Here is a 16,532-nt window from a genome sequence, read left to right on the forward strand (position 1 = left end):
GCACACATGCACACGCTGATCGAGAGGGCGCTCCCCCGCGAAGAATGGCTCACCCGTGAGCAGTCGCATCACGAGCGCGCCGACGCGCTGACCGCCGCGCATCGCGAGCGCTCCTCCCGCTCCGAGAAGCACCCCGTGTGGGACTTCCTGTTCACGTACTACTCCTACAAGCCGGCACAGCTTCGGCGCTGGCACCCGGGAGCCGATGTCGAGCTGCAGGATGCGCCCGAACGTCTCTCGTGGCGCTGGTATTCGCCGGGCGAGAGCGAAGGCGGCGTCGTGCCCGACCCCCGATCCTTCGCGCAGGAGAAGGCGGAGCTCGCCGCGCTCGTGGAGCGGATGCTGCGCCGCACGGCGTCGCGCCCCGGCCAGTTCGGCTGCTTCGGCCTGCACGAGTGGGCGATGGTGTACCAGGCGGACGAGCACCGTCACGCGGTGCCGCTGCGTCTGGGACGGGCGGGCACGGATGCGGTCGTCGAGAGTCATGATCTGCGCTGCACGCACTTCGACGCGTTCCGGTTCTTCACCCCGGAGGCGGTCCCCCGCAATCGCACGCCCCTGAGCCGCGAGGACCAGCCGCTGTTCGAGCAACCGGGGTGTCTGCACGCGGGGATGGACCTCTACAAGTGGGCGACGAAGCTCGGGCCCCTCATCCCCGGCGAACTCCTCCTCGACTCGTTCGAGCTGGCGCGTGACATCCGGCTGCTGGACATGGAGGCCGCGCCGTACGATCTCTCGGCGTGGGATGTCACCCCCGTCCGCATCGAGACGCCGGAGGGCAAGGCGGAGTATGTGCGCCGGCAGCGCGTCTTCGCCGAACGCGGCACCGCACTGCGCAGGGCTCTGCTGGACGCGTGGCTCGGCGACGGCACACGAGAAGCGGCCTGAGCGTCACCCCGCCGGTTCGCAGTCGGCGCAGAGCGTCCATCGCGCCGACGCCGCGGACAACTGGGTTCGTAACGTGAGCACCCGCGTCGCCGCTTCTTCGAGCCGCTCCTTCGGCAGAGTGCCGGCTTCGACCGCCGCCGCGATCCCGGCCGCCATCTTGCCCGCGGTCTGCGCATCGGAGCCCGCGATCATCAGCACCAGGTCGTTGCCGGCGGCGATCGCGGCGACACCGTTGGCGACGGGATCCGCGTAGGCGGGATTCCCCGACGACAGCAGCATCCCGAGGTCGTCGGTCACCGCCACCCCCTCGAAGCCGAGTTCCTCCCTGGCGATCTCGTGCCACTTCGCCGAGAGGGAGGCTGGCAGGGTGTCCACTGCCGTGTAGGCGAGATGCCCGTACATGAGGAGAGATGCTCCGGCATCGATGCCAGCCGCGAACGGGACAGCCTCCGTACTGCGCCATTCGTCGAGCCCCATGCTCGTGCTCGGGATCGCGGAATGCGAGTCTCCGGGGGCTGCGCCGTGTCCGGGGAAGTGCTTGAGCGTCGAAGCGACGAACTGCTCCTGCGCGGTGGTGGCGGCCGACACGCGATCCGCGGCGCTCGCGGGATCGGTGCCGAGCGCGCGACCGTAGATGAAGGTTCCCGAGTCGGCCGTGAAGTCGGCCACGGTGCCGAAGTTCACCGTGATCCCCGCGCGGGCCACCAGCGACCCTCGAGCCGTGAACGCCGCCGAGGTGGCGTCGACCGGCTGCCGCTTCAGCGTGGTGGAGGCCGCGTACTCATCGCCGTGCAGACGCGAGACGATCCCGCCCTCCTGGTCGACAGCGATCAGCGGCGGCAACGCGGGATCGATGGTCATCGCGGCGGTGAGAGCCTGCAGCTGGGACTCCGAGTCGGGGATGTTCGCTCCCATGAGGATGAACCCGCCGAGACCGGAACTCATGTATGCCCGGAGCGCGGCGGGATCCGTTCCCGACACGTGCCCCATGACCACGGCGGAGGCCTGCTCGGCCACCGACATCTCCTTGACGAGAGCGGTCGCATGCGCGGCCGGGCCGGTTGGCTCCGCGACCGGGGAGACCGCGGCGGAGGTGCGGGAGGCAGCCGTCGACGGGACGGTCGAAGCGCCGGCGGCCGGTGAGGCGCACAGTGCCGCCGTCGCGACGACCGCCAGCGCTCCTGCGGCCCAGCGACGGTGTCGAGACATGACGGGTCCGGTGCGGTGTGGACGCGTCAGCAGCCGAGCGCCTCGGTGATCGGCACCGCCGTGGCGGCGTCGCCGTTGCCGAAACGGATCGTGCGGCCGATGGTGCACGGTCCGTGGAGCGATGCGGCGATGACCCCGGCGACGTCTGCCCGCGACACGGCTCCGCTGCCCGCTGGGTCGATCTGGATCCGCGCGGTCGGCTCGTCGAACGTGAGCGTGCCGGGAGCGAGGATCGTGCCTTCCAACCCGCTGCCGCGCAGGTGCTCGTCGGCCGCCCACTTCGCATCCGCGTAGGGGAAGAAGGAGTCGCCCTCCGGGACACCGTGATCGGCCGTGGATCCGAGCCACGACACCATCACGTAGCGGCGGACGCCCGCCCGCTCGGCCGCATCCATCGATCGCTGAGCGGCGTCACGATCCACCGCGTACGTGCGCTCCGGTGATCCGCCACCGGCACCGGCCGACCACACGACCGCGTCGTGCCCGCGGATGATCTCGGCGAGCTCGTCCACGTCGAGATTCTCGATATCCGCGACGAGGGCCTCGGCCCCCGTCGCTTCGACATCGGAGGCGTGCTCCGGGTTGCGGATCACGCCGGTGACCTCATCACCGCGAGCGACGAGCAGTGGCGCGAGCAGAAGGGCGATGCGGCCGTGGCCGCCGAAGACGATGATGCGCGACATACCCTCACCCTACGCGCCCCCTCCGACCTCAGCGCGGGGTCTGGTCGCTGTCGATCACGAACGCCTGCGGATGGCTCGGCAGGTAGCGGACGACCACCGGCTCGCCGCTCGTCAGGTAGACGTCGCGGTCCGGGTACACGGCGGGCGTGAAGAAGTTGCTCTCCAGCGTGTACTCGACGCCCTCGGCGGTCGTGAAGGTCACCCAGTCCCCCTCCAGTGTGCCGGTGGTCGGGCGGCCGTTGTCGTAGATGTAGGCCCGGGTCACGGGTACTCCGGTGAGACTGAGGATCCCGATCACGAGCGATCCGACCATGACCAGCGCCAGCACGCGGGCACCGATACGGACGACGCCGGCCCAGACCCGACCTCGCGGGTGCTCCGTGGGGTGCAGGAGGCCCTCCCGCTCCCGGATGCTCCGCAGCGCCTCACCCGGAACCGCACCCCGCGCCGACAGCGCGAACAGCCCGAGGGTCGAGAACCCCGCGATGAAGACCATGGCGTATCCGTGAGAGGCCGGGAAGTTCACCAGCCAGACGAGGGCATCCATCGGGTTCATCGTGCCGTCTCCTTCTCGATGGTCACCGCGACGGTCTGCGGGTCCTCCCGGCGGTAGAACGCCCATACGGGAGCTCCCACCTGGAGATGCGGGATCGCCTGGGGGTAGACGAACACGGTCGTGTCGGCCTCCCACGTCGCCGCTCCTTCGGGTGCCATGAGCACGCGCAGCGCGAGTTCGCTCTGCCCTTCGCGACGTCGGCCCGTCGGCCTCACCTCGAGCACCGACGCGGGCACCTGCGTTCCGCTGGTGCGCGCCCGCACCTGGCGGGGGTCGATCAACCCACGATCGATGCGCCACTGCAGCATCGCGTCGCGCACAGCGGGGTCGCTGAGGTCCGCGAGCTCGACCGTGTCCTGGTCGGTCACGCTGTAGCGCACCGGGACCGGAAGCCCCACCTGGAGCGTCGCGAGATCCGTCGGCTGCACGAGTGTCCGGAGCTGCCCGATGAAGTCATCGGCCGCGCTCGGGGTCACGCGGATGAAGAGGTCGTACTGCGGCACATCGTTGACCGTCATCCCGGTGCGGGTGACCTCGACGATCGTGCCGACCCCGATCTGCGCCTCACCGCGCGGGGTCCTGCGACGCGCCAGGCCCGACGGCATCCCGCCGAACGTCAGCAGCAGGCCCCACGCGACGCCGATGATGATCGGGCCGCCGAGCGTGTCCTCACCGGCGAAAGGGAGGATCGAGTGACGCTGATCCACGCCGAACAGCCCTTCGCCGACCCAGATGACGAGCCAGGCGGAGAGCAGCAGCCAGACGACGAGGAACACGATGCGGAGCATGCTGTTCAGCGTAGCCAGGCACCGGTCTCCGCCCGAACACGGATCCGTGTGCCGGGTCCCTCGTACGGCGGCACCGGGTCCTCTACACTCGGGTCAACGATGCCGACCCGAACGGTATCCCTCCCGACAGCAGGACGACGATGCCCACACCGCTGATCGAGCGCGAGATCACCGCGCCCGTCTCGCTCACGACTCCCGACGGGGCACTGAATCGCGATGCGCTCGGCTGGTCTCGAACGCCTCTGCACGACACATCCGGCATCCCCGGTCGAGGCCACTGGGGGCGCAACAAGCGCTGGGAGTACTGGAACGTGATGACGCCGTCGCACATCATCGCGTTCACCGTGTCGTGCGTCGACTACCTGGCGCTGCACGAGGTCTGGGTACTCGACCGGGCGACCGGCGAGGACATCGGATCGACCGTGATCTCCCCCGGAGCGCGCTCCGCGACGCTGCCGCCTTCGCTCGGGGACGGCCCGGTGCGGGCCCGCACCCGCCGCATCACGCTCGACGTCGACGAGGTGTTCGACGGCACGCGTCTGCGCGGCACCGCTCCTCGCGTGTCGTTCGACCTGCTCGCCGCGCGGCCGCTCGAGCACGAGTCACTCGGCGTGGTCGTGCCCTGGCGTCGGGGGGACGACATCCGCCGGTTCCAGTACACCGTGAAGGATGTGGCGCGGCCGACGACCGGCAGCATCGCCATCGACGGCACCGCCCACGACGTGCCGGTGGGCAGCTGGGCGGTGCTCGACCACGGACGCGGGCGCTGGCCGTATCAGGTGCAGTGGAACTGGGCCGCGGGTAGCGGCATCGTCGACGGCCGCACGATCGGGTTGCAGCTCGGCGCGAAGTGGACGGATGGCTCCGGGGCCACCGAGAACGCCCTGCTCGTCGACGGGCGCCTGTCGAAGATCAGCGAGGAACTCGTGTGGGACTACGACCCCGAGCAGTTCATGCGCCCCTGGCAGGTGCACGGTGCGACCGCCGACCTCACGTTCACACCGTTCTACGACAAGATGTCACGTACGAATGCGCTGGTCATCGCGAGTCGGACCGATCAGCTGTTCGGCGTCTGGTCGGGTTGGGTGCACGACGACACGGGTACGCCGGTGCGCGTTGACGGCATCGAGGGCTTCGCCGAAGAGGTGCTCAACCGCTGGTGACGCTCGCCCCGGCGGACCGCAGCGCGCGCTGCACACCTTTCGCCGCCGAACGCCCGGCACGATTGGCGCCGATCGTGCTCGCCGACGGCCCGTAACCGACCAGCTGCACCCGCGGGTCGGCGACCGCGGTCGTGCCGCGGCCGTTCCGGTCGAGCTGGATGCCGCCGGCCGCGCTGCGCAAGTGCAGGGGCGCCAGGTGGCTGATGGCCGGACGGAAACCCGTGGCCCAGAGGATGACGTCGACGTGCTCGAAGCTGCCGTCGGCCCAGCGCACGCCGTCGGGCTCGATGCGCTCGAACATCGGGCGACGTGCGGCATAGGCGCCCAGACGCTCGGCTTCGCGTTCCTGCGGGCGCAGCATGAGTCCGGTGACGCTGACCACGCTCTCGGGAGGGAGTCCTGCGGCGACGCGCTGCTCGACCAGAGCGACCGCGGCCGCACCGGCTTCGGGCGTGAAGTCGTCGTTCCGCCACACGGGTTCCCGACGGGTGACCCAGAGCGTGTCGGTGATCGGGGCGAGGGCGCCGAGGAACTGCACCGCGGACGCCCCACCGCCCACCACGAGTACCCGCTTGCCGAGGAAGTGCTCGGGGCCGGGATAGTCGACCGTGTGCAGCTGCTCCCCGACGAAGGTCTCCATCCCGGGGTAGTGCGGGAGGAACGGATGCGACCACGTCCCCGTCGCGTTCACCAGCGTGCGGGTCGTCCACTCCCCCTCCCGCGCTCGCACGATCAGGAGTCCGTCTTCGTCCTCGACGCGTTCCACGTGCACCGGTCGGAGCACCGGGAGTGCATGCGTGCGCTCGTATGCCGCGAAGTAGTCGGGGACGGCCACGTTGGCACGGGCTCCGTCACGCGGCGGCGGCGTGTCGCCGGGCAACTCGGCGACACCGTGCACGTCGCGCATCGTCAGGGCGTCCCAGCGATGCTGCCAGGCGCCTCCAGGTCGCTCATCCGCGTCGAGGACGACGTGCGAGATGCCGAGCCGCGACAGGTGGAAGGACGCCGAGAGGCCGGCCTGCCCTGCGCCGATCACCAGACTGTCGAGGATGCTCACGAAGAACAGAACGCCCCGCCACTCCCGGTTGTTCCAGCCCGGTGACGACACTCCCGGGCGGCTGCCGCCGATTGGTGCTCGCGCGGATTCGTGTAGTACTCTTTTCAAGTTGCTCCGGCTTCTACGGAGCGGCATCTGGGCCTGTGGCGCAGCTGGTAGCGCACCTGCATGGCATGCAGGGGGTCAGGGGTTCGAGTCCCCTCAGGTCCACAACGAAACCCGCGAGAGATCGCGGGTTTTCTTGTTTTCCGGGGCCCTTCGAAGCTGCGACGATCACCGGGAGCCGCGGGGAACGTCGCCGTCATAGGCTGACGACATGAGTAGAACCGATCGCGCCAGCCTCCTCCTCCACGTCGGCCGCGACGAGACGTTCGCTGCCTTGACCAGCCGCGAAGCGCTGCTCACCTGGCTGCCTCCCCACGGGATGCACGGGCGGTTCGAACGCTTCGACATGCGCGAAGGCGGCTCGTATCGACTGGTTCTCACGTATGACGACCCCACCGACTCGCCGGGCAAGACCTCGGCCGACTCGGACGCCTCCGAGGTACGCGTCGCGCGGATCGTGCCGGGCGAGCTCATCGTGCAGGAGGTCGACTTCGACTCCGACGACCCGACGTTCCACGGCACGATGCGGATGGAGTGGCGTGTCCGCAGCGTGGCGGAGGGGACGGAGGTCGAGCTAACGGCCCGCGACGTGCCCGAGGGCGTCCGCGCCCGCGACCACGCGCAAGGACTGACATCGTCGCTGGCGAATCTCGCCGCGTATCTCGAGCCGTGAAGCCGCGGCGCCGAAGCTAGCGTGCGACTTCATGAGCGTCAACCCGGTTCATTCCGCACGCTCCAGGATCTAGCGTGAACGCACCTCGACGAAAGGATGCGATCATGTCGAACCCCATCATTCCTCCGGTCCCTCCCGTCCCCCACGATGACGATGCGGCCGACGTGCCCACCAGGGACGTCGACGGTGAGCGCGTCCTCGATCCGGATGTCGATGACGCTCTCGTCGACAGCGCCGAGGCCGATCGCGTCGCCGCGGGAGCGGACGAGGACGCAGACGCCACCGGGGTCTGAGCGGGCCCGAGCCGCACCACCCCGCTTAGACTTACTCCATGGCACCGGTGGCGGCGACGCGGTTCGGAAGGAGCTCATCGAGCATCTTCCGGGGTGTGCTGTCAGGTGTGCTGCTCGTCGCCGCGGTCATCATCGGGCTGCTGGGCATGCACACTCTGAATCTGCACGGCACCGCCGCTGCCGATGCGCCGGCCGCGATGACGATGACCGCTGTCGAGTCCTCCTCGGCACATCACAGCGCAGCCCAGACACACCCGCCCGGAAGCCCCGCGAACGGGGCGGAGATGACCTGCGCAGGTTGCAGCACCGATGATCACGCCGGGGCGGCGATGATGTGCGTGCTCGCCCTTCTGCTTGTGCTTGTCCTCCTCATCGCGCCCGGAGTTCTCCGCAGCTGGTCGGGCACTCTGTTCCGGTCCCCCCTCATCGAGATCCTCACGGCACGGGTCCTCCCCCGCGCCCCCTCGCTTCACGTTCTCTGCATCAGTCGCACCTGAGCGGCTGTCGAGCCCGCGCTCTCGCGCACGGCTCCACACCTCTCACACACTCGCGTGCCGCCGCCCGGCGTGTGCGCCACGACTATGCGTATTGGAGAACACCCATGAAGATTCGTGCTGCGGCCACAACCGCACTCGCCCTGTCTGCCGTCCTGCTCATGTCCGGCTGTACGGCCGGCACCGATGACGGATCCATGCCTGGCATGGATCACGGCTCGTCGCCGTCCGCGGGCGTCGGTGATGCCGACGTCATGTTCGCCTCGATGATGATCGTCCACCACGAGCAGGCGATCGAGATGAGCGACATCGTGCTCGCAGCGAGCGGGATCGATCCCGCGGTGACCGAGCTCGCAGAGCGGATCAAGGCCGCTCAGGGCCCGGAGATCGAACAGCTCGAAGGCTGGCTGGCCGAATGGGACGTCAGCTCCGATGACCGCGACGCGAGTGGGATGGGTCACGGAGACGGAATGATGAGCGAGGACGACCTCACCGCCCTGCGGGAAGCCGAAGGCACCGCGGCCTCTCGCCTCTTCCTCGAGCAGATGATCATGCACCACGAGGGTGCCGTCGAGATGGCGCAGGCGCAGGTCGACGAGGGCAGCGACCCGGAAGCAGTCGAACTCGCCCAGACGATCATCGACGCGCAGACGGACGAGATCCAGGAGATGAAGGACCTCCTCACCGCCCTCTGACCCGTTCGGCGGCCGGTGTCGGTGCGCCCGGCACCGGCCCCACTCCGTATGAAGGACCACGCCATGAACCACGACACGTCCACCCTTTTCACATTGCCTCGACGACGCAAGCTGTCCGCAGTGCTCGCCGCACTCGCCGTCGCCGGCATCGCCCTGGCCGGATGCACCGCGCCCACACCCGACGCCGACCCGGCGGCGGCGCAGGAGATCCTCGCATCGCATGAACTCGCCGGACTCGACGTCGGAGAGGTGATCGAACGACTCGAGGCGATGCCCGTCGCGGACCGACCGGATCGTCTGCTCGCGTCGGTGCAACCCGATGCTCTCGTGCTCCGCGACGAAAGCGGTCGGGAGAGCCGGCTGCCGATGCCCCGAGATACGGTGTACGTCTCGATCGCACCGTTCCGCGAGCACACGCACGAGTGCCACTTCCACAGCCTTACGACGTGCCTCGGTGAGCTCTCCGATACCGAAGTACGGGTCAGCGTCACCGCTGAAGACGGCAAGACACTCGTCGACGAGACCCGACCCACCGAGGACAACGGCTTCATCGGCATCTGGGTGCCCCGGGACATCGAGGCGACGCTGACCGTCGAGAGCGAGGGCCTCACGGGTACCGTGCCCCTGTCGACCACTTCGCCGGACGACCGTACCTGCATCACCGATCTGCAGTTGCTCTGACCGGACGCTGTTCCGATCGGACGCTGCTCGGACGACTGGCCGACGCAGCGAAACGCCCAGGGGACCCAGAAGCGCACCCCCTCCGATCGAGGGGGTGCGCTTCTGTACGGCGTGGTGGAGACGGTCAGGTCGCCATCAGCGGGGGGCGGTGAGGGATCGTGATCGGACGGGTCGCGCGGCTGGAACCACCCATCCGCTCGACGTCCTCGAGCACCTCGAACGCGGTTCCGTAGCGAGTGGCGAGCGGCAGGTCACGGAGCCAGGTCACCTCGACCTCGGTCTCGGCGAGCTCGTAGACGCAGGCGACCACGTGGCGCGGATCGTTGGGTGAGTATCGAAGGTCGTTGATGACCCATTCCGACGCGGTGATGCGATTCAACATGAAGCGCGGATCGGGGAGTTCAGACATGCGGGGGCCCTCCAGGACTCTCTCGAGAAGAGCTTGCGCCCTCAGCGCTCCGAGAAGAAGCCCCTTGACAGCACCTGCGGAGGATGCGGGTCGGCTCAGCGCCCGGGGCGCACCGTCAGGTCGGTGATCTGTGCGTCCCGCGGAAGGTCGAGCGCCGTGAGGATGGTCGTGACCACGGCCTCCGGTGTGGCGTAGCGTTCCGCGTCGTACGCCTGGCCCTCCTGCTGGTGCACGCGCTCTTGCATCGGCGTCGCCGTGCGGCCGGGGTAGATCGAGGTCACCCGCACTCCGTGCAGCGCCTCCTCGGCGCGCAGAGCATCGGCCAGAGCTTTGAGCCCGTGCTTGGACGCCGCATACGCGGACCATCCGGCGTTGGCGCGCAGGCCGGCGCCGGAGTTCACGAACACCACCTGCCCCTGCGACACGCGCAGCACCGGAAGGAGAAGCCGGGTGAGCTCCGCCGGAGCGATGAGGTTGACGGCGAGCTGCTGCTCCCACAGCGCGGCAGGCAGATCAGCGACGTCGCCGAGGTCGACGACGCCGGCGACATGCACCAGCGAATCGATGCGGTCGGGCAGCTGCTGCTTGGAGAGCGCCCACGACAGTCGCCCCGGCTGCGCGAGGTCGCCGACGATGACGGATGCCCCGGGAAGGTCGTCCGCGATCTGCTTGGCACGCCCTGCATCCCGAGCCATCGCCACGACGACGTCGCCACGGTCCAGCAACCGGCGGGCGAGAACCGACCCGATGCCGGAACCCGCACCGGTGATCAGGTGCGTGGTCATGTCAGCTGGCGTCTGCCGCAGGCTCGGCCACGTCGATCGGAACGATCGGGCAGTCCTTCCAGAGGCGCTCGAGTCCGTAGTAGACGCGCTCCTCCTGGTGGAAGACGTGCACGATCAGATCGCCGAAGTCGAGCAGCACCCAGCGGGCCTCCGCCCGCCCCTCACGACGCACGCGCTTGTGACCGGACTCGATCAGGCGGTCCTCGATCTCGTCCGCGATCGCGGCGACGTTGCGCTCGCTGTTTCCCGTCACGAGCAGGAAGATGTCGACGAGCGGCAGCGGCTCGGAGACGTTGAGCGCGACGAGATCCTCACCGCCCTTGTCGATGGCGGCTTGGGCTGCGAGGCGCAGCATCTCTTCGGCAGTTTCAGGTGATTGCATCAGATCATTTTCGTGGTGAAGGCGATGACGAGAACGACGCCGATCGCGAGGGCGAGTCCGCCGGCGATGATGGCGAGGGTCACCATCAGTCGGTTCCCCTTCTCGGGGGCAGGAGGTCGGATGACCTCTCCGGCCGGCTTGATGGTGCTGACGGCCGCACTCGCGGCGATCGGCGTGGGCGAGGATGCCGGCGGCAGCTCGCCATCGATGAGAACGGCGTCGACGTCCTTGCCGTCGGTGGTGCCGAGCGCATGGCCCTGCGAGCCCATGCCCTTCGGCAGCTCGTAGGAACCGGTGACGAGGATCTCTCCGGTCGACGCGACCGGGCCCGAGAGCGAGCCCTCCCCCGGCGACGGGGTGAAGATCAGCGCGTTGGGCGCGGAATGCTGTGACCCCGTCGAATCTCCCACGCCGATCAGCTCGTCGAACGAGGGCCGGAAAGGCGTGTGCGCTTCGGGGGCGTCGGCGAGAAGACCTTCCCCGAAAGAGGAGTTGACCGTCGGACGCACGTCGTCGTCTTCATCGTCGTCGGCATCGTGCACGTCGGCGAGGACGTCACCGTCGACAGCCTCGTCGCTGCCCTCGATGGGAAGTCCGAGCACCGCCTCGACATCGTCTTCGTCGACCGCTGCCTCTGCAGGGGTCTCGACGGCCTCGAGCGGGACGTCGCCGACCGTGTCGGCCGCGACTGCTGCGCTGACGGGGGCGACGGCGACCTCGTCATCCACATCGTCGTCCTCGTCATCGTCGACATCGACAGTCCGAGCGAAGTCCGGGACCCCGGAGACGAGCTCGACAGGGGCTTCTGCAGCGGCCACCGCGGGAGCTTCCTCCTGCTGCGGCGCCTCTTCTTCGACCTGCGCTGCGGCTGCTGCCTCGGCCTCATCGGCGGGCTCGGCGGATGGCACCGCTTCCGCCTCTTCGGCACCGATCACGGAGACGGAACCGGTGCGGGCCTTCTCCTGCTCGCGAACCTGTCGACGGGTCAGCGGGGCATCGCCGTTCGCTTCGTCGGCTACGGCGACCGGCACCGGTGCCGGTTCGATCTGGACGGGTTCCGCGGCACGGGGCAGCGGGGGCGCGGGGGGAGCCGCCTCGGCCGCCGCGGCGGCCTCCTCGCTGGAGATGACCGGGGTCGATCCCGTCAACCGGATCTCCCGCAACTGCTTGCGCGTCAGCGGACCCTGCCCTTGCTGATCCGATGTACTCATGCCTTGCTCCGATACAGGTGATGCTTCGCGATGTACTGAACGACCCCATCAGGGACCAGGTACCAGACCGGCTGATCGTCACGAACGCGTTCGCGGCAGTCCGTCGACGAGATCGACAGCGCCGGCACCTCGAGTTGGCTGACGTTGTCGCTCGGGAGGCCGTCAGTGCTCAGGACATGTCCAGGACGTGAGACCGCGACGAAGTGGGCCAACTCCCACAACTCATCATGGTCCCTCCAACTGAGAATTTGCGCCACGGCGTCGGCTCCCGTGATGAAGAAGAGCTCGGCGTCGGGTCGATCCCGCTTCAGATCGCGCAGGGTGTCGATCGTGTAGGTGGGGCCTTCGCGATCGATGTCGACCCGGCTCACCGTGAACTGCGGGTTCGAGGCGGTCGCGATCACGGTCATCAGATAGCGATGCTCGCTCGGCGAGACACCCGACTTCTGCCACGGATGCCCGGTCGGCACGAAGACGACCTCGTCGAGGCCGAAAGAGTTCGCGACCTCGCTCGCTGCGACCAGGTGGCCATGGTGGATGGGGTCGAACGTGCCGCCCATCACGCCGATGCGCGGGGGGCGCGTGGTCGCAGCGTCGTTCATGCGGGCCTAGTGGCCGTGTCCCGCCTCGTGGCCGTCTTTTCCGTGCTGCGCAGCCCATGCCTCGGCCTTCGCCGAGTGACGGTTGGCGACGTTCTTGTACGAGAACGTCACGAGGCCGAGCGCGCCGAACACGATCGCGGCGATGACCCCGAAGATCAGCGTCTCGAGCGCGACGTTGCCGTGGTGCTCGGTTTCGGCAGCGGCCATCGCGATCTGTGCGACGAGGTTCATCCTGGCTCCGTTTCGTGGCGTGCTGTTCGGGATCCTGCGGGGGTTACAGCGTCCCCCAGTCTAGCCCTCAGCCGCGCGTCTGCCCCGACCCACGCGCGAGCCATTTCGTGCTGGTCAGCTCGGAGAGCCCCATCGGTCCCCGCGCATGCAGCTTCTGGGTGGAGATGCCGACCTCCGCACCGAACCCGAACTCGCCTCCGTCGGTGAATCGCGTGGACGCGTTCACCATGACCACAGCCGAGTCCACCTCGGCGAGGAACCGCTCGGCATTGCGCGAATCCGTCGTGATGATCGACTCGGTGTGCCCCGTGCTGTACCGACGGATGTGCGCGAGGGCCTCGTCGAGCGAGTCGACGACCTTCATCGCGATGTCGAGGCTCAGATACTCGGTCTCCCAGTCCTCCTCGGTGGCGGGGATCACGTTCGACATGAGCCCCACGACCATGTCGTCGCCGTGGATCGCGACACCCTCGCTCTCGAGAGCACTGGCCACCAGCGGCACGAGACGCGGCGCGGCCTGACGGTGCACGAGGACCGTCTCGACGGCGTTGCACACGCTCGGACGCTGCACCTTGGCGTTCACGACGATGTCACGCGCCCAGTCGTCGGGGGCGGTCTCGTCGAGGAAGATGTGGACGTTGCCCGCCCCGGTCTCGATGACGGGCACGGTCGACTCCGTCACCACGGTCTCGATGAGGCCCGCACTCCCCCGCGGGATCAGCACATCGATGAAGCCGCGACCGTGCATGAGCGCCTTCGCGCCGTCGCGGCCGAAGTCGTCGACGGTCTGGATCGCCTCCGCCGTGAGTCCGGTGCCCTCGACCGCCGCGCGCATGATGTCCACGAGCACGGCGTTGGAGTCGTGGGCGGCGCTGCCACCGCGCAGCACCACGGCGTTGCCCGATCGCAACGCGAGCGCGGCGATGTCGACGGTCACGTTGGGCCGGGCTTCGTAGATCGCACCGACCACACCGAAGGGGACCCGCACCTGCTCGAGCGCCACGCCGTTGGGCATGCGGTGACCGCCGACCACGCGCCCGACGGGGTCCGGGAGGGCGGCGACCTCGCGGACGGCGGCAGCCAGAGCCGCGACCCGCTTCTCGTCGAGTCGCAGCCGATCGATCAGGGACTCACCGATGCCGTCCTGCTGACCGCGCGAGATGTCACGACCGTTCGCCTCGATGATGCGCGGCGCGTCCGCCAGGAGCGCGAGAGCGATCGCTTCGAGCACACGAGCCTTGTCAGCGCTGGTCAGGGCCGCGGTGGCGCGGGAGGCCTCTTTGGCGCGCTCCAGGCGCGCCTGCGGGGTCTGGTCGGTCATCCGTCCAGTTTATGAGGTGGCGGGTTCGAACCAGGTTCCTATTTCGGCGCCGGAGAGCGCCTTGTCCACCAGATCTGCGCTGGTGACGAGCACGCCGATGCCGGACGCCGCGGCCAGGCGCGCCGCCGAGACCTTGGTCGCCGCTCCGCCGGTGCCGACGCTGTTGACCACCGTCGCACCGAATTCGAGCCCGGTGAGATCGGCGTCGGGGGCGACGATGTCGATCGGCTCCGCACCCGGATCCGTCGGCGGCTTCGTGTACAGCGACTCGATGTCGCTCAGGAGGATGAGCGCGTCGGCCTCGATCAGCTGCGCGACCAGGGCGCCCAGACGATCGTTGTCTCCGAACCGGATCTCCTGCGTCGCGACCGTGTCGTTCTCGTTGACGATCGGCAGAGTCCGCAGACCGAGCAGTCGCTCCATCGCACGCCGTGCGTTCGAGCGTGAGGTGGGGTGTTCCAGGTCGCCGGTGGTGAGGAGGACTTGACCGGCGACGATGTCGAACGGGCGAAGCGACTCCTGGTACCGGTACATGAGGATGTTCTGCCCTACGGCCGCCGCCGCCTGCTGGGTGGCGAGGTCGTTCGGCCGCGAGTCCAGACGCAGGAACGGGATCCCGGACGCGATCGCGCCGGAGGACACCAGCACGACCTCGGCCCCGCGTGCGTGCGCTGCGGCGAGGGCCTCGACGATCACAGGGATGCGCCACGACGACTCGCCGCTGATCGAGGACGAACCGACCTTGACGACGATTCGCGAGGCGGTCGCCAGATCAGCGCGGGTGCGTGCGGTCACTCGCCGTCCTCGCGGTACGCGGCCAGGCGCTGGGTCTCCACCTCAGCACGAGCCTCAGCCTTGGCATCCATGCGCTCGTAGTACTGCTCGCGGCGCTCCGACGTCGTCCGGCGCGAGTTGGGCGCCAGTCGGGGGTCGGTACCACGGGGAGCGCTCATGAGCTCTGCCGCCGAGGTCATCGTGGGTTCCCAGTCGAAGACGATGCTGTCGCCCTCGCCGATCACGACGGTCGACCCCTGCACCGCACCGAGGCGGAAGAGTTCGTCCTCGACGCCGAGCTTCTCGAGGCGATCCGCGAGGTAGCCCACAGCCTCTTCGTTCTGGAAGTCGGTCTGCTGAACCCAACGCACCGGCTTCTCTCCCATGATCCGGTAGACGTTGCCGTAGGTGCCACCCTCGACGCGGATGGTGAAGCCCTTCTTGGAGCCACGCGGGCGGATGACGACGCGCTCCGGCGGCGTCTCCAGCGCGGCTTCGGCGCGGGCCTTCTCGACGAGCTCGCCCAGCGCGAACGTCAGCGGACGCAGCCCCTCGTGCGAGACCGTGGAGATCTCGAACACACGGAAGCCGCGCGCTTCGAGATCGGGGCGCACCAGTTCGGCGAGGTCGCGCGCCTCGGGCACGTCGATCTTGTTCAGTGCGACGAACTGCGGGCGCTCGAGGAGAGGGGTCTGCCCCTCGGGCACCTCGTAGGCGCCGAGCTCGGCGAGGATGACATCGAGGTCGGAGATCGGGTCGCGCCCGGGCTCGAGGGTGGCGCAGTCGAGGACGTGCAGCAGGGCGGAGCAGCGCTCGACATGGCGGAGGAACTCGAGTCCGAGGCCGCGCCCCTCGCTCGCGCCCTCGATGAGGCCGGGCACGTCGGCGACCGTGTAGCGGAAGTCTCCCACCTGCACGACGCCGAGGTTGGGGTGCAGGGTGGTGAACGGGTAGTCGGCGATCTTGGGCCGAGCGGCCGAGATCGCGCCGATCAGACTCGACTTGCCGGCAGACGGGTAGCCGACGAGCGCGATGTCGGCGACGGTCTTCAGCTCGAGGACGACGTCGCCCTCGTATCCGGGCGTACCCAGAAGTGCGAAGCCGGGAGCCTTGCGCTTCGGAGTGGCGAGGGCGGCGTTGCCGAGCCCGCCCATCCCGCCCTTGGCGACGACGAACCGCTCGCCGGGGATGATCATGTCGATCAGGACCTCGCCCGCGGTGTTCTTCACCACGGTGCCCACCGGCACCGGCAGTTCGAGCGTCTCGCCGAGGAAACCGGAGCGGTGGTCGCCCATGCCGGGGCCGCCGTTGCCCGAGGAACGGTGCGGAGAGTGGTGGTACGAGAGCAGCGTGCCGGTCTGCGGGTCGGCGACGAGCACGATGTCGCCGCCGTCGCCGCCGTTGCCCCCGTCGGGGCCGCCCAGCGGCTTGAACTTCTCGCGGTGCACGGAGACGCAACCGCCGCCGCCCTTACCCGCACGCAGGTGCAGTGTGACGGTGTCGACGAACGTGACCATGTGCGGGTTCCCCTG

At 68.9% G+C, this 16,532-nt stretch carries 21 protein-coding genes and 1 tRNA gene; 8 read left to right on the forward strand and 14 right to left on the reverse strand.

The window, feature by feature from the left end; all coding sequences use genetic code 11:
• Window positions 1–6 precede the first annotated feature (6 nt).
• Window positions 7–888: a 3-methyladenine DNA glycosylase gene (locus OC372_RS05035; RefSeq protein WP_262001088.1), complete on the forward strand. Its 882-nt coding sequence runs from the start codon at window positions 7–9 to the stop codon at window positions 886–888.
• 3 nt (window positions 889–891) lie between these two features.
• Here OC372_RS05035 and OC372_RS05040 read toward each other — a convergent pair whose 3' ends face one another.
• From OC372_RS05040 to OC372_RS05055, 4 genes are read right to left on the reverse strand one after another with little or no spacing between them, the layout of a single operon-like run.
• Window positions 892–2,097, reverse strand: coding sequence for a glycoside hydrolase family 3 N-terminal domain-containing protein (locus OC372_RS05040; protein ID WP_262001089.1), 1,206 nt, complete (start codon window positions 2,095–2,097; stop codon window positions 892–894).
• Between the two features lie 26 nt (window positions 2,098–2,123).
• Entirely contained in the window at window positions 2,124–2,780 is a 657-nt protein-coding gene (locus OC372_RS05045; RefSeq protein ID WP_029261686.1) for an SDR family oxidoreductase, read from the reverse strand.
• 28 nt (window positions 2,781–2,808) lie between these two features.
• Window positions 2,809–3,336, reverse strand: coding sequence for a hypothetical protein (locus OC372_RS05050; RefSeq protein ID WP_262001090.1), 528 nt, complete (start codon window positions 3,334–3,336; stop codon window positions 2,809–2,811).
• The gene (locus OC372_RS05055) at window positions 3,333–4,124 is read right to left on the reverse strand and encodes a hypothetical protein (RefSeq protein WP_262001091.1); all 792 of its coding nucleotides are present in this window, start codon (window positions 4,122–4,124) and stop codon (window positions 3,333–3,335) included. The genes OC372_RS05050 and OC372_RS05055 overlap by 4 nt, the downstream gene beginning before the upstream one ends.
• A 140-nt stretch (window positions 4,125–4,264) precedes the next feature.
• On the opposite strand from OC372_RS05055, the gene OC372_RS05060 reads away from it, so the two are divergent.
• Window positions 4,265–5,287 carry a DUF2804 domain-containing protein gene (locus OC372_RS05060; RefSeq protein WP_262001092.1) on the forward strand — a complete coding sequence of 341 codons (1,023 nt, stop codon included), beginning with the start codon at window positions 4,265–4,267 and terminating at the stop codon, window positions 5,285–5,287.
• Here the strand turns inward: OC372_RS05060 and OC372_RS05065 are convergent.
• Window positions 5,274–6,344, reverse strand: coding sequence for an NAD(P)-binding domain-containing protein (locus OC372_RS05065; protein ID WP_029261682.1), 1,071 nt, complete (start codon window positions 6,342–6,344; stop codon window positions 5,274–5,276). The genes OC372_RS05060 and OC372_RS05065 overlap by 14 nt on opposite strands.
• 137 nt (window positions 6,345–6,481) lie before the next feature.
• Between OC372_RS05065 and OC372_RS05070 the strand changes: the two genes are divergently transcribed.
• The 6 genes from OC372_RS05070 to OC372_RS05095 all read left to right on the forward strand — a co-directional run bounded on the left by OC372_RS05070 (window position 6,482) and on the right by OC372_RS05095 (window position 9,285).
• A tRNA-Ala gene (locus tag OC372_RS05070) sits at window positions 6,482–6,554 on the forward strand.
• Between the two features lie 106 nt (window positions 6,555–6,660).
• Window positions 6,661–7,122, forward strand: a complete 462-nt coding sequence (locus tag OC372_RS05075; RefSeq protein WP_262001093.1) for an SRPBCC domain-containing protein — start codon at window positions 6,661–6,663, stop codon at window positions 7,120–7,122.
• Window positions 7,123–7,226: 104 nt separating this feature from the next.
• The gene (locus OC372_RS05080; RefSeq protein ID WP_029261680.1) at window positions 7,227–7,415 is read left to right on the forward strand and encodes a hypothetical protein; all 189 of its coding nucleotides are present in this window, start codon (window positions 7,227–7,229) and stop codon (window positions 7,413–7,415) included.
• Between the two features lie 38 nt (window positions 7,416–7,453).
• The gene (locus OC372_RS05085; RefSeq protein ID WP_262001094.1) at window positions 7,454–7,912 is read left to right on the forward strand and encodes a DUF6153 family protein; all 459 of its coding nucleotides are present in this window, start codon (window positions 7,454–7,456) and stop codon (window positions 7,910–7,912) included.
• A 104-nt stretch (window positions 7,913–8,016) separates the two neighbouring features.
• The gene (locus OC372_RS05090) at window positions 8,017–8,604 is read left to right on the forward strand and encodes a DUF305 domain-containing protein (protein WP_262001095.1); all 588 of its coding nucleotides are present in this window, start codon (window positions 8,017–8,019) and stop codon (window positions 8,602–8,604) included.
• 63 nt (window positions 8,605–8,667) lie between these two features.
• Window positions 8,668–9,285: a CueP family metal-binding protein gene (locus tag OC372_RS05095; protein WP_262001096.1), complete on the forward strand. Its 618-nt coding sequence runs from the start codon at window positions 8,668–8,670 to the stop codon at window positions 9,283–9,285.
• Between the two features lie 124 nt (window positions 9,286–9,409).
• On the opposite strand, the gene OC372_RS05100 is transcribed toward OC372_RS05095, so the two are convergent.
• The 9 genes from OC372_RS05100 to obgE form a co-directional block, all read right to left on the reverse strand.
• Window positions 9,410–9,694 carry a hypothetical protein gene (locus OC372_RS05100; protein WP_262001097.1) on the reverse strand — a complete coding sequence of 95 codons (285 nt, stop codon included), beginning with the start codon at window positions 9,692–9,694 and terminating at the stop codon, window positions 9,410–9,412.
• 95 nt (window positions 9,695–9,789) lie between these two features.
• Window positions 9,790–10,479 (reverse strand): SDR family oxidoreductase, encoded by a 690-nt coding sequence (locus OC372_RS05105; protein WP_262001098.1) that lies wholly within the window; start codon window positions 10,477–10,479, stop codon window positions 9,790–9,792.
• Between the two features lies 1 nt (window position 10,480).
• The gene (gene rsfS, locus OC372_RS05110) at window positions 10,481–10,861 is read right to left on the reverse strand and encodes a ribosome silencing factor (RefSeq protein WP_029261674.1); all 381 of its coding nucleotides are present in this window, start codon (window positions 10,859–10,861) and stop codon (window positions 10,481–10,483) included.
• Window positions 10,861–12,072, reverse strand: a complete 1,212-nt coding sequence (locus OC372_RS05115) for a hypothetical protein (RefSeq protein WP_262001099.1) — start codon at window positions 12,070–12,072, stop codon at window positions 10,861–10,863. The genes rsfS and OC372_RS05115 overlap by 1 nt, the downstream gene beginning before the upstream one ends.
• Complete coding sequence (gene nadD, locus OC372_RS05120; RefSeq protein WP_029261672.1) at window positions 12,069–12,674, reverse strand: nicotinate-nucleotide adenylyltransferase; 606 nt, start codon at window positions 12,672–12,674, stop codon at window positions 12,069–12,071. The genes OC372_RS05115 and nadD overlap by 4 nt, the downstream gene beginning before the upstream one ends.
• Before the next feature lie 6 nt (window positions 12,675–12,680).
• On the reverse strand, window positions 12,681–12,905 hold the full coding sequence (locus OC372_RS05125) for a hypothetical protein (protein WP_029261671.1): 225 nt from the start codon (window positions 12,903–12,905) through the stop codon (window positions 12,681–12,683).
• A gap of 67 nt (window positions 12,906–12,972) precedes the next feature.
• Window positions 12,973–14,226, reverse strand: a complete 1,254-nt coding sequence (locus OC372_RS05130) for a glutamate-5-semialdehyde dehydrogenase (RefSeq protein ID WP_262001100.1) — start codon at window positions 14,224–14,226, stop codon at window positions 12,973–12,975.
• 9 nt (window positions 14,227–14,235) lie between these two features.
• Window positions 14,236–15,021, reverse strand: a complete 786-nt coding sequence (gene proB, locus OC372_RS05135) for a glutamate 5-kinase (RefSeq protein ID WP_029261669.1) — start codon at window positions 15,019–15,021, stop codon at window positions 14,236–14,238.
• Window positions 15,018–16,517 carry a GTPase ObgE gene (gene obgE / locus OC372_RS05140; protein WP_029261668.1) on the reverse strand — a complete coding sequence of 500 codons (1,500 nt, stop codon included), beginning with the start codon at window positions 16,515–16,517 and terminating at the stop codon, window positions 15,018–15,020. The genes proB and obgE overlap by 4 nt, the downstream gene beginning before the upstream one ends.
• Window positions 16,518–16,532: the final 15 nt, after the last annotated feature.

Origin of the sequence: Microbacterium sp. Mcb102, from assembly GCF_024519805.1 — a bacterium.
GTDB lineage: Bacteria > Actinomycetota > Actinomycetes > Actinomycetales > Microbacteriaceae > Microbacterium.